The sequence below is a fragment of the Citrobacter sp. On2M genome (genome assembly GCF_018035235.1).
GTDB classification, from domain to species: Bacteria; Pseudomonadota; Gammaproteobacteria; order Enterobacterales; family Enterobacteriaceae; genus Citrobacter; species Citrobacter meridianamericanus.
On the sequence record NZ_WPCV01000004.1, the window covers coordinates 1,050,498 to 1,063,481 of the forward strand.

Genomic DNA, 12,984 nt, shown 5'->3' on the forward strand with positions numbered 1-12,984 from the left:
AGCCAAATCTGATGTCTGCATCCGGTTTTATTTCAGGAAATTATCAAAAAAAATTGGCGAATTTACTCGCCCGTTCCCGAGCCAGACTGCCGCTCACCAACATGAAATGGTTCACGCTGCTGGTAGGTAGTATGTTGCTACTCGGCAGTTGTTCTTCACAGCCGCCAGGTTCCAAAATCACCCCACAGACTCCGGTAAACAAATCACAGCAGAGCAAAGAGCCAGTGCGCGGTATCTGGCTGGCAACGGTTTCGCGTCTGGACTGGCCACCGATTTCATCTGTCAACATCAGTTCGCCTGGCGTTCGCATCAGCCAGCAGCAAAAAGCGCTGACTGACAAGCTGGACAATCTGAAACGTCTTGGTATTAATACCGTTTTTTTCCAGGTAAAGCCTGATGCCACCGCGCTATGGCAATCAAAAATCTTGCCGTGGTCAGATACTCTGACGGGAACGATTGGTCAGGATCCGGGCTACGATCCGCTCCAGTTTATGCTTGATGAAGCGCATAAACGCGGCATGAAAGTCCATGCGTGGTTTAACCCCTACCGCGTATCCGTGAACACCAAACCTTCGACAATCACCGAATTAAACAATACGTTGTCACAGACGCCTTCCAGCGTTTATGTTCTGCATCGGGACTGGATCCGCACCTCGGGCGAGCGTTTTGTGTTAGATCCCGGCATTCCGGAAGTTCGCGACTGGATAACCAGCATCGTGGCTGAAGTGGTTGAGAATTACCCGATTGACGGCGTGCAGTTTGATGATTACTTCTATACCGAGTCTCCCGGTTCTGCGCTCAACGACAGCCAGACTTTCAGACGATACGGCCAGGAATTCGCATCCAAAGCAGACTGGCGGCGTGATAACACGCAACGTCTGATCGCCCAGGTTTCACAAACCATCAAGAAACTCAAACCTGAAGTCGAGTTTGGCGTCAGCCCTGCGGGTGTGTGGCGCAACCGTTCGCACGATCCAGCGGGGTCCGACACGCGCGGCGCGGCAGCGTATGATGAATCATACGCCGATACCCGCCGCTGGGTGCAACTGGGGCTACTGGACTATATCGCCCCGCAACTGTACTGGCCCTTCGCCCGCGATGCGGCACGATACGATGTGCTGGCAAAATGGTGGGCAGATGTCGTGAAATCAACCAACACTCGCCTCTATATAGGGGTGGCGCTTTACAAAGTCGGCGAGCCGTCGCGAAAAGAACCAGACTGGACGGTTAAAGGCGGTGTACCAGAGTTAAAAAAACAGCTCGATCTGAACGAGTCGGAACCGCACATTAACGGCACTATTCTGTTTCGCGAAGATTATCTTAACCAACCGCAAACGCAGGAAGCGGTAACTTATATTCGCAACCGTTGGGGACGTTAATGGTTGTCCTCTGGTCTGTTTAGCGGGGAAATGTAGCGGGGAAATTTTTCCCCGCTCAGGCCGACGTCTTCAGTCCGCGTGGCGACTGTCTCGGCATCACCTGGACATTAACCTGCGGACATTATCATTAATCTGTTTCTGTATCGTATTCAGCGTAGTTTGTGTTATCTGATCGGCGTATTTGTCTTTGGCTGTAACGCTTAGCGCTGTCGCATAGTGGCAGATCTTGTCGATTATGGCGTTCACATGCTCAGCTGATAGCTCGGCTTCCTGTTCGCCAAGCTGCTGCAGGTGCTTTCTTTCGATATCCAGCGCTTCTCCCAGCACGTCCATTTGGTGATATCCGCCTGGCCCTTCGCACCAGGTCACGTCGTAAGCCGGGGCCAAAGTCCAGTTTCCGTCGGCTGACATTAAATAGGCAAAGTTTTTGGGATGATCATCGCGGTTGTTAAATGCCACGTTGAAAACCACGCGTTCGAACGCTTTCGCTTTTTCTCTGACATCATTGGTACAAATCTGTGTGGCGCGCAGAAAATCCCGGTAATCTAAAGCACCGGGTATCTGGTAATTTGCACCGGTAAATGCCGCCAGACTCTGCATAGGAATACGGACCGACTGGTCACGGTCGAAACGGCGGGTAGCAAACGCCGCCTGCTCGTCAGGCAGATTGAAATACGCTGTATCTGGCGTGGTAATCCCACATTGCCGCAAACATTCTGCGTATACTGCTTCGATGGCACATACCTCGGCATGCTCGTGCCTGGCAGGAAATTTAATCAACCAGCTTTCGCTCCCCGGGAGGGGCACAGTGGTGAATTTTGACGTGACACTGTCACGATAAAGTAACGCTTTTGGCCTTGCCCCTTGTGGTGAACCTCCCATCTGGAGAAGTTTTTGCAAGAATTCCCCGCCTTCTCCACTCAGGACTTCCTGAACCTCAGATGCCAGTTGTTCAAGAGGAACATCCTCTTTTGAAAGTTTCTCGACATCTGACTGAACGGGCCGGAACGTCATGGCACCCATTGCGTTATTGCCGACCCAGGTTAACCTCTCCAGAGGTCCTATGCGCGCTGCGTTGAGTCCACGGCGTTTAAATAACCGATCCATCAACAGCATCCCCCAGCCATCAGGTAGCGAATCGTACACGGGACCAGGTAATCCCAATTGATGAGCCGGGAAATCCCTGCGTAAACGGGGACCGTTCAGCGGTAACGTTAGCCGGGACAGCTCCAGCCCCTTACGTATGGCGTCTTCACTGTATTCAAAAGCGATCAACGGGCGTCCGGTCAGGGCTGTGGAAGACACCAGTTTTCCCCACAACCATTTTTCACCCCAGCCTTCATAAAAGACATCGACTTGCTCAGGCATCAGTATTTTTCCTTTTCACCCGCTGGCGTGCTGCGCTCTTCTCGTAACGCAAAATATCATCCAGACTGTCAATCCTGGGTTTAAATAAGCCCTCCAGCGCCTCACCATAGCCTAACACCATCGCGACTTTGACCAGATTCTCAAATCCTACATTCTTACCCGCTTCCAGATTTGAAACGGTATTCACACCGACCCCTGAACGCGCGGCAACATCAGCCTGCGTCATTTGCCGCGCGAGTCGTTCCTTACGCAATCTGTCGCAAAGTAGTTTGACGATATCGGCTGCTGTATTGAGCATTAAATCCATAATATTGGCTCTTATAGGGATAAAATAGACTTTACACCCAATATTATAGAGTTAAGCGAGGAATGATTCAAAGTTTTGTAAGACACAATAAAAAGGAGTTAAATCGATAATTCGTGGTTAAGCATCATTATACTGGAGTTATCCGGGCACAACGTTTGCACCCGGATATCGTGTCGTTATCAGGCAACTGAAGGCTCAGGCAATCTGAATGACGAGACCAACAACGCCAACTGTTCCGCCTCCTCTTTCAATGCCTGCGTACGTGCGGCGGCATCATCAATTAACGAGGCGTTTTGCTGAACGGTGCTGTCCATTTCGGTAACGGCCAGCGTAACTTCTGAAACGCCCTTACGCTGTTCTTCACCTGCCACACGAATTTCCCCCATCAGCTGACGTACCTGACGTACATTGCTGACCAGTTCTCCCAGACGTTCGCCCGCATGGTGAATTTGCTGGCTTCCGCTACCAACATGAGAAACGGATTCATCTATCAACGCTTTTATTTCCTGTGCAGCGGTGGCACTTCGCTGGGCCAGCGTGCGCACTTCGGAGGCCACAACGGCAAAGCCTCTGCCTGCATCACCCGCTCTGGCGGCTTCAACCGCAGCGTTGAGGGCGAGGATATTGGTCTGGAACGCAATGCTGTCGATGACTGCAACAATTTCTACCATTCTGCCGGATGACGCGCTGACGTTGTCCATCGTAGAGATAACGCCCTGCATCACATCGCCGCAGCGGTTGGCCGTTTGCGCTGTGCTATCGGAGAGTTCATCCGCCAGTTGTGTATTACTGGCATTTTGATGAACGGTTGCGTTTAATTGTTCCATCGCCGCTGAACTCTCTTCCAGCGCCGCGGCCTGCTGCGTTACGCGAGATGAAAGTTCCATATTACTGTCTGCCAGACTGACGGCGTTATTCGCCACTACCACGCTACTGCTTCTGACGGTGATCAGGACGGCTGCGATTTTATCGACGAACAGGTTAAACGCTTCGGCGATGGCTGAAATCTCATCTTTACCACGCACATCCAGGCGACGGGTAAGATCGCCTTCTCCCTGTGCAATGTCATCAAGTGCCTGACGAGTATCATCGAGACGCGAAATCAGTCGGCGAACCACTAGCCAGGATCCAACCAGCAACAGCGTCATAATCGGGATCAACACTTCCAGTACGTCCTGCATCATCACTTTAGCAAGGCCGACGATACGTGATTCAGGCGTCACCAGTCCCACTACCCAACCGGTATCTGCCATCGGGAACAGCATCACCCGGGACGCCGTATTCAGAACGTTGTCGTTTGCAAGCGTAATAGTCTTCACCCCATCTGTCGGGCGGAGAGATTTCAGGCCGTTTTCCACCGGGATAAGCCATTGCGCGCTTTGCGCCAGTTCATTAATGGTTTTATATTTTGCCAAATCGGCCTGCGGGAAGTAGAGAATTTGCCCCTGTTTGTCCACCACAAACGCGTAACCTCCGGTGCTGTTTCCCTGCTGTTGCATAAAGGTGGCGACGTTATCCAGACGAATATCGGTGGTAGCAACCCCGGCAAACTTGCCCGCCAGTTGATATGGCACGCTGCACGTTACCATGTTGACGCCCGAACTGGCGTCCTGATACACATCAGACCATAGGCAGCTGTTTTGTGAATGGTTTTTGGCGTGCTGATACCAGCTTTCATTATGGTATCCGCTTGATCCTTCGACGTTATAGTCGTTGGAATACACCAGTTTACCTTCCGCATTACGCGCCCAGAAAAAGCTGCGCTTCTCCACGCCAGCGGTAAAGGCGCCTGGTTCTGGCCAAATGCCGCCGCCGGTAATAATCGAGTCTTTACTTTCGCCAATCAGATGTGGAACGACGCTTTGGTAGAGGGATTCATCGTTGGGCAATACTTCAGCCAGTCGTGACAGGCTGACGGTCTCGCCTTCAATTCGGGACAACACGGTACTCAGTTGACGGGTTAAACCTTGCCCTGTTTCTTCGATCAGTGCTGTGTTGATTTCAACAACGCGCGGCTGACCACGCCAGAGCATAATCGCCACAATAACAAGCGTCGTGACTGCAAGCAGCAGAATGCCGCCGATGGTTAAACGCGTTGAAATACGAGTGGGATACCAGGCCATACAAACTCCTTGTGCGAAAGGCTAAGTTTTATCCAGTATCGGCACAGGCGTTTATATCTTTATAAAGTTTTCTTAAGTATCACAAAATAAATAAGTGACGTTGTCACGAATAGCAAAACCCAGCACTTGGACTGGGTTTAAATAACAACTTAATCTTATTTTGATAATTCTTTTTTGATTTCGTCTTTTATTTTACTTAATTCACTCTGCGGATGTTTTTTACAAAGTTCAACGGTCAGAGGAACTGCGGTAGTGACGGTTTCGTTATAGTCTACGTAATCACCACCTTTGAAGTCTTCGTCTTCATTGAGCACCCAGAAAGCCACTGGAGCCATAGTTTGCGGGTTCAAATCAATAAACTCCTGGCAGCTCATGCCTTTCGGAGTCACTTCAGTTTTAGCGTTATCAGTTGCTGCATTGACGCTGACACTGGTTAACAGCGCTGCGACCAGAATACCTGCTGTAGAAAGGGAGAATTTATTCATTGTAGTACTCCATTTATAATATAAATAATATCTACACTTGCGCTTCAAACCGTTAATGTAGTTCGCAAAAAATAATACCCCTACCTTCATAAGAATAAAGATCAACACCATGGATATGGCTGAAATTTATATTTCACATTACTGATTCTGATGTTCGAGCGCAAAACGTGGCCACAATGTGATCGTTCCGACGAAATCAGTAGATTCATACTCCATACCCCTGTCACTGCACCAAAACTGAACTACGCTGCACAAATGTTGATCATTGGTTAACGAATTTGAGTTGAATTTTAACAAAAACAGCCAGCATGCCGCTGTTACCAGCCTGGCACGCGTCCTGCATTGTTAATTCGCTAACAGTGAGCCGTAATCTGACAGACAACTAACAGCGAGAAAGTAATGACAGCGAAACCTGAGTTATTTACCCGCATAGAGCAGACCTTTAGCCAGCTGACGCCCAGCGAAAAGCGCGTGGCCGGATGGCTGTTAGCCCATGCTGTACAGATCCCTTTTGAGACGGCGGATGGTATCGCGAAGGCGACCGGAACCAGCGGCATTACCGTTGGACGCTATCTGCGTAAACTGGGCTTTCGCAATCTGGAAGATGCAAAAGCCAGCCTGCGAGAACTACCCGTAGTTCCCTATCAGCCCTGGGGTATGAACGAGCGGTTGGACTCCTGGCACCAGCAACAAAGTCTGCCCGATCGCGCGCAGCAGTCGCTGTTACTGGAAATCGACGCTATTACCCACGTTTATCAGCTTGCTCAGGGCGAGACATTTTTACGCATTGCGCAACAGCTGGCGCATGCGGAAGCCGTGTTTATCCTTGGGATCCAGTCTACCCGCGGGATCGCCAACGCTTTTTTCAGCCATCTGGAATACCTGCGGCCTAAAGTCAGCTACTCCGAAGGGCTTTCAGGCAGTTGGGTGGAATCACTGAATTCGGGTTTCACCCAGCCTTACGTAGTGATCACCGATATGCGCGCCTACTCTGCGGTCTCCAGACAATATTGCCGTATCGCCACAGAGCGCTGCATTCCGCTGGCGCTGGTCACCGATGTGTGGTGCCCGTGGGCCAGAGACTATTCCATTGATTTGCTTCAGGTGAAAACTGACACCGGGCATTTCTGGGATTCACTGGCACCGGTGAGCTGTCTGTTCAACTTATTACTCTCTGCGGTGGTGGCACAACTGGGTGACTCCCTCACAGAACGCCTGCAAACCAATCGCCAGTTACAACAACAATTTGGTCAATTTGAACAATAAACAGGAAACGTGCTATGTCAGAGACCCCAGAACTGGTCGATCTGTCAGTGATATTCCCGTCACTGCATATCGATCTTAAATACGCTACTGCAGATAACATTACCGGTGCGCCAATTTACCGGGAAGCACGTTGTCTGTTGCACACCGAGGCGGTAACCGCGCTGGCTAAAAGCATCAGTATTGCGCAACTGGCGGGCCTGAAGCTTGTTGTGTACGACGCGTATCGCCCGCAGCAGGCACAGGCGGTGCTGTGGAATGCGTGTCCGGATCCTCAGTACGTTGTCGATGTGGCGATTGGTTCTAATCACAGCCGCGGTACGGCTATTGACGTTACGTTAATGGACGATCGCGGCAAGGTCCTTGATATGGGAGCCGGTTTTGATGAAATGCACGACCGTTCCCATGCCTGGCATCCGTCTGTTCCTCCGATTGCACAGCGTAATCGCCTACTGCTCAATGCCATTATGTTCGGCGGCGGCTTTGTCGGTATCAACAGCGAGTGGTGGCATTTTGAATTACCTGATGCCGCCCGCTATCCGCTGCTTGACGATCAGATAGATTGTTACACTGTCACTCCCACAGCAACACAACATCCCCTTTGATTCTGGAGCCTGGTTATGAAGACTACACCTGCGTTAAACGCGTTTTTTCGCCCCGCTCTGATTGCCGTTGCGCTGGCGTTTGCCCTGCCCGCCGCACAGGCCGCCGTTCCCAAAGATATGTTGGTGATTGGTAAAGCAGCCGATCCACAAACGCTCGATCCCGCCGTGACCATCGATAACAACGACTGGACGGTCACCTACCCCTCTTATCAGCGACTGGTTCAGTACAAAACCGACGGCGGTAAAGGCTCCACGGAAGTTGAAGGTGATTTAGCCAGCGGCTGGAAAGCCTCTGACGACCAGAAAGAGTGGACGTTTACCCTGAAAAACGATGCCAAATTCGCCGACGGGACGCCGGTAACGGCTGATGCGGTAAAGCAATCTTTTGAACGCTTGCTCAAAATTGGCCAGGGCCCTGCAGAAGCATTCCCGAAAGATCTGAAGGTTGAGGCTATCGATAACACGACGGTGAAGTTTACCCTCAGTCAGCCGTTTGCGCCGTTCCTGTATACGCTGGCGAATGACGGAGCCTCAATCATTAACCCGGCCATTTTAAAAGAGCATGCTGCAGACGATGCCCGCGGATTCCTGGCGCAAAACACGGCAGGCTCTGGTCCGTTCATGCTTAAAAGCTGGCAAAAAGGACAGCAGTTGGTGCTGGTTCCTAACCCGTATTATGCCGGTGAAAAACCTTCGTTTAAGCGGGTTTCGGTAAAAATCATCGGTGAAAGCGCCTCCCGCCGACTGCAATTGTCACGTGGCGATATCGACATTGCCGATGCGCTTCCAGTTGACCAGCTTGCCGCTTTAAAACAGGAAGGCAAAGTTAACGTAGCGGATTATCCCTCACTGCGCGTGACCTATCTGTATTTGAACAACAGTAAAGCGCCGCTCAATCAGGTGGATTTACGCCGCGCCATCTCGTGGGCCACCGATTATAAAGGCATGGTAAATGGGATCCTCAGCGGCAACGGGAAGCAAATGCGTGGTCCGATCCCTGAAGGCATGTGGGGTTTTGACGACAAGGCCATGCAGTACAGTTTTGATGAGGCCAAAGCGAAAGCGGCGTGGGACAACGTTGCCAGCAAACCTGAAAGCCTGAGCTTCCTGTACTCTGATAATGACCCTAACTGGGAACCTATCGCGCTCGCCACTCAGGCAAGTCTTGGCAAACTGGGTATTAAGGTGAAGCTGGAGAAACTGGCAAACGCCACCATGCGTGACCGTGTAGGTAAGGGAGATTACGACATTGCCATTGGCAACTGGAGCCCGGATTTTGCCGACCCGTACATGTTTATGAATTACTGGTTTGAGTCAGACAAGAAAGGTTTACCCGGTAACCGCTCCTTCTACGAAAACAGTGAAGTCGATAAGCTGCTGCGTAGCGCCCTGGCGACCACCGATCAGGCGGCCAGAACCAAGGATTACCAGCAGGCGCAAACCATCGTAATTGATGAAGCTGCCTACGTTTATTTATTCCAGAAAAATTATCAGTTGGCGATGAACAAAGACGTTAAAGGATTTGTATTCAACCCCATGCTGGAACAGGTCTTCAATATCTCCACCATGAGTAAATAAGCCACGTTGATGCGGAGCCGCTCGGCTCCGCAAGGGGAAGCTAATGACGTTCTGGAGCATTTTACGCCAGCGATGCTGGGGACTTATTCTGGTGGTGATCGGTGTTTGCGTAATCACCTTTATTATTTCACACCTGATACCTGGCGACCCCGCACGGCTGCTGGCAGGCGATCGCGCCAGTGATGAAATTGTCGAAAATATTCGCCAACAGCTAGGGCTGAACCAGCCGTTGTATGTTCAGTTTTTTCGCTACGTCAGCGATATTTTCCATGGCGATTTAGGCACTTCCATTCGTACCGGCCGTCCGGTACTGGATGAGCTACGCATCTTCTTCCCCGCCACCCTTGAGCTGGCTTTCTGCTCCTTGTTGCTGGCGCTGCTCATCGGTATTCCGTTGGGCATTTTATCTGCGGTCTGGCGCAACCGCTGGCTTGATCACCTCGTTCGCCTGATGGCGATCACCGGCATCTCTACGCCTGCATTCTGGCTGGGGCTGGGGGTTATTGTGCTGTTTTATGGTCATCTGCAAATTTTACCCGGCGGCGGGCGTTTAGACGACTGGCTGGATCCACCCGCTCACGTCACCGGGTTCTACCTGATTGATGCACTGCTGGAAGGCAATGGCGAAGTCTTTTTCAATGCGCTTCAGCATCTGATCCTGCCGTCGCTGACGCTGGCTTTTGTGCATCTCGGAATCGTTGCCCGCCAGATTCGCTCTGCCATGCTGGAGCAACTCAGTGAAGATTACATTCGTACCGCTCGCGCCAGCGGGTTACCGGGCTGGTACATCGTGCTGTGCTATGCATTGCCTAACGCACTCATTCCATCAATCACTGTCCTCGGCCTGGCGCTGGGCGATCTGCTCTACGGTGCGGTGCTGACCGAAACGGTCTTCGCCTGGCCGGGGATGGGTGCCTGGGTAGTGACATCAATTCAGGCGCTCGACTTCCCGGCGGTAATGGGATTTGCCGTGGTGGTCTCCTTCGCCTATGTGCTGGTCAACCTGGTGGTGGACTTGCTCTATTTGTGGGTGGACCCTCGAATTGGACGTGGAGGCGCACAATGATGCTCACACAAGAAACGCCCGCGGCACCGCTGACCGTTCGCCGTCGCACGGACTGGTCCAAACTGTTCTGGATGATGAAAAGCAGCCCGCTGACGTTGGTTGGCGGGGTCATCATCGTATTGATACTGCTGTTGATGGTGCTGTCGCCGTGGATAACCCCTCACGACCCAAACGCCATCGATTTAAGTGCGCGCCTGCTGCCCCCGTCAGCAACTCACTGGTTTGGTACCGATGAAGTTGGCCGCGATCTGTTCAGCCGCGTTCTGGTGGGGAGCCAGCAGTCGGTCGTTGCGGGTCTGGTGGTAGTGGGTATTGCCGGAGGAGCGGGTTCACTGCTGGGCTGCCTGTCAGGTGTTATGGGCGGACGTGCAGATGCGATCATTATGCGCATGATGGACATTATGCTGTCTATTCCCTCGCTGGTGCTGACGATGGCGCTGGCTGCCGCGCTGGGTCCAAGCTTGTTTAACGCCATGCTGGCGATTGCGATCGTAAGAATTCCTTTTTATGTGCGCCTCGCCCGCGGTCAAACGTTAGTGGTGCGTCAGTTCACCTATGTACAGGCGGCGCGCACTTACGGGGCTTCACGCTGGCATCTTATTAGCTGGCACATTTTACGTAATTCTCTGCCCCCACTCATCGTGCAGGCTTCGCTGGATATCGGCAGTGCGATCCTGATGGCTGCCACGCTCGGGTTTATTGGTTTGGGCGCACAGCAACCGAGCGCTGAATGGGGCGCGATGGTCGCAATTGGCCGCAATTATGTGCTTGATCAGTGGTGGTATTGCGCTTTCCCCGGCGCGGCCATTCTGATTACCGCCGTGGGCTTTAATCTCTTTGGCGATGGTATTCGCGATCTGCTGGATCCGAAAGCCGGAGGAAAACAGTCATGACACAACCCGTGCTGGAAATCGAAGATTTACATTTGAGTTTCCCCGGCTATAAAGCTGAGGTGCATGCGCTGAACCATGTCTCGTTACACATCAACCGCGGAGAGATCGTTGGCGTGGTGGGTGAATCCGGTTCCGGTAAGTCCGTGACGGCCATGCTCACTATGCGTCTGCTGCCGGAGGGTAGTTATCATATTCACCAGGGACGCGTTTCGCTGCTGGGTGAAGATGTGCTCAATGCCAGCGAGAAACAAATGCGTCAATGGCGCGGCGCACGCGTCGCGATGATTTTTCAGGAACCCATGACGGCACTGAATCCAACCCGACGTATCGGTCAGCAAATGGTGGAGGTTATCCGTCATCATCAGGCGTTGAGCCGCACGGATGCCCGTCAGAAAGCCATCGCTTTACTCGAAGAGATGCAAATCCCGGACGCGTCGGAAGTCATGAAACGTTTCCCGTTTGAGCTTTCCGGCGGGATGCGCCAGCGTGTCATGATCGCGCTGGCCTTTTCCTGCGAGCCAGAGCTTATTATTGCCGATGAACCAACCACCGCGTTGGACGTCACGGTGCAACTGCAGGTGCTGCGGTTACTGAAATTAAAAGCGCGAGCCAGCGGTACTGCCGTGTTATTTATCAGCCATGATATGGCTGTGGTTTCACAGCTATGCGATCGGTTATACGTCATGTATGCCGGAAGCGTGATTGAGAGTGGCCCGACGCAAACCGTTATTCAACACCCGACGCATCCTTATTCTATTGGCCTGTTGAAATGCGCCCCCGAACACGGCGAGCCGCGCGCATTGCTACCTGCGATCCCCGGCACCGTGCCGAATTTAACCTGCTTGCCGGCGGGATGCGCATTTCGCGAGCGCTGCTTTGCCGCTGGTCCTCGCTGTGAAGAAACACCCGCGTTAAGCAGTCAGGGAGGCGCGGAGCAACAATCTGCCTGCTGGTACCCGCAACTGGAGACAACACATGTCTGACTTTTTACTGGATCTGCAGGATGTCCATGTCAACTTCCCTGCGCGTAAAAACTGGCTCGGCAAAGTAACGGAGCGAGTACATGCGCTCAACGGTCTGGATTTACAGATCCGACAAGGGGAAACGCTGGGAATTGTTGGCGAGTCTGGTTGCGGAAAAAGTACGCTGGCACAACTGCTGATGGGCATGCTGAAACCCAGTAAGGGAAACTATGGCCGCCGTGGTGACACGCAACATAACGGTATGCAGATGGTATTTCAGGATCCTCTTTCATCGCTGGATCCTCGCTTACCGGTGTGGCGAACTATCACTGAGCCGGTATGGATCCAAAAACGGAATCCGGAACGTGAGCGCCGCATGCTTGCCGAAGATTTGGCCCAACAGGTGGGAATCCGCCCAGAATATCTCGATCGTCTGCCGCATGCGTTTTCCGGTGGACAACGTCAGCGTATTGCCATCGCCCGGGCGCTATCGTCAGAGCCGGATGTTATCGTACTTGATGAACCCACTTCGGCACTGGATATCTCCGTACAGGCGCAAATACTTAACCTGCTGGTGTCACTGCAGGCGCGCAGAAACCTGACCTACGTGCTGATCTCGCACAATGTGTCGGTGGTCCGCCATATGAGCGACCGCGTGGCGGTAATGTACCTCGGGCAAATTGTTGAGCTGGGCGATGCGCAGCAGGTTCTCACTCAACCCGCCCATCCCTACACGCGATTATTGTTGGACTCCGTCCCTAAAACGGGAGCGCCGTTGGCGGAAGATTTAGTGTTGCGGAAAACCGAACTTCCGGGAAATCGAACTCTGCCAGAGGGCTGTTTTTTCCGTGACAGATGCCCGCTTGCGACCAGCGGTTGTGAGAAGAAACAGGCATTATTGAAATGTGATACCGGATGTGACGTTCGCTGCTGGCGGGCGGTTACATGACCTGAG

12 protein-coding genes are annotated in these 12,984 nt (G+C 52.4%); 8 read left to right on the plus strand and 4 right to left on the minus strand.

Translation table 11 applies throughout. The features are described from left to right. Positions 1-11: 11 nt before the first annotated feature. A complete protein-coding gene (locus On2M_RS15355) occupies positions 12-1,379 on the plus strand; it encodes a glycoside hydrolase family 10 protein (protein ID WP_187259659.1) in 1,368 nt (455 codons plus the stop codon). A 96-nt stretch (positions 1,380-1,475) separates the two neighbouring features. Here the strand turns inward: On2M_RS15355 and On2M_RS15360 are convergent, their stop codons facing one another. The 4 genes from On2M_RS15360 to hdeB all read right to left on the minus strand — a co-directional run bounded on the left by On2M_RS15360 (position 1,476) and on the right by hdeB (position 5,662). Next, positions 1,476-2,747: a type II toxin-antitoxin system HipA family toxin gene (locus On2M_RS15360; RefSeq protein ID WP_187252418.1), complete on the minus strand. Its 1,272-nt coding sequence runs from the start codon at positions 2,745-2,747 to the stop codon at positions 1,476-1,478. After that, positions 2,740-3,054: a helix-turn-helix transcriptional regulator gene (locus On2M_RS15365; RefSeq protein WP_151219231.1), complete on the minus strand. Its 315-nt coding sequence runs from the start codon at positions 3,052-3,054 to the stop codon at positions 2,740-2,742. Before On2M_RS15365 ends, On2M_RS15360 begins: the two co-directional genes overlap by 8 nt. A gap of 179 nt (positions 3,055-3,233) precedes the next feature. Then, the gene (locus tag On2M_RS15370) at positions 3,234-5,177 is read right to left on the minus strand and encodes a methyl-accepting chemotaxis protein (RefSeq protein ID WP_151219232.1); all 1,944 of its coding nucleotides are present in this window, start codon (positions 5,175-5,177) and stop codon (positions 3,234-3,236) included. A gap of 155 nt (positions 5,178-5,332) precedes the next feature. Beyond that, entirely contained in the window at positions 5,333-5,662 is a 330-nt protein-coding gene (gene hdeB, locus On2M_RS15375) for an acid-activated periplasmic chaperone HdeB (protein WP_043016321.1), read from the minus strand. A 399-nt stretch (positions 5,663-6,061) separates the two neighbouring features. Here hdeB and On2M_RS15380 point away from each other — a divergent pair, with 399 nt between their 5' ends. The 7 genes from On2M_RS15380 to On2M_RS15410 are packed head-to-tail and all read left to right on the plus strand — an operon-like array spanning position 6,062 to position 12,978. Continuing rightward, positions 6,062-6,928 carry a MurR/RpiR family transcriptional regulator gene (locus On2M_RS15380; RefSeq protein WP_151219233.1) on the plus strand — a complete coding sequence of 289 codons (867 nt, stop codon included), beginning with the start codon at positions 6,062-6,064 and terminating at the stop codon, positions 6,926-6,928. 14 nt (positions 6,929-6,942) lie between these two features. Next, positions 6,943-7,530, plus strand: a complete 588-nt coding sequence (gene ddpX, locus On2M_RS15385) for a D-alanyl-D-alanine dipeptidase (RefSeq protein ID WP_151219234.1) — start codon at positions 6,943-6,945, stop codon at positions 7,528-7,530. Between the two features lie 15 nt (positions 7,531-7,545). Next, positions 7,546-9,108: an ABC transporter substrate-binding protein gene (locus tag On2M_RS15390; protein WP_151219235.1), complete on the plus strand. Its 1,563-nt coding sequence runs from the start codon at positions 7,546-7,548 to the stop codon at positions 9,106-9,108. Positions 9,109-9,151: 43 nt separating this feature from the next. Continuing rightward, entirely contained in the window at positions 9,152-10,174 is a 1,023-nt protein-coding gene (locus tag On2M_RS15395; RefSeq protein WP_151219236.1) for an ABC transporter permease, read from the plus strand. Then, positions 10,171-11,067, plus strand: coding sequence for a D,D-dipeptide ABC transporter permease (gene ddpC / locus On2M_RS15400; RefSeq protein ID WP_210905089.1), 897 nt, complete (start codon positions 10,171-10,173; stop codon positions 11,065-11,067). The genes On2M_RS15395 and ddpC overlap by 4 nt, the downstream gene beginning before the upstream one ends. Continuing rightward, positions 11,064-12,050, plus strand: a complete 987-nt coding sequence (locus tag On2M_RS15405) for an ABC transporter ATP-binding protein (protein ID WP_151219238.1) — start codon at positions 11,064-11,066, stop codon at positions 12,048-12,050. Before ddpC ends, On2M_RS15405 begins: the two co-directional genes overlap by 4 nt. Further along, positions 12,043-12,978: an ABC transporter ATP-binding protein gene (locus On2M_RS15410; protein WP_210905090.1), complete on the plus strand. Its 936-nt coding sequence runs from the start codon at positions 12,043-12,045 to the stop codon at positions 12,976-12,978. Before On2M_RS15405 ends, On2M_RS15410 begins: the two co-directional genes overlap by 8 nt. Positions 12,979-12,984 lie beyond the last annotated feature (6 nt).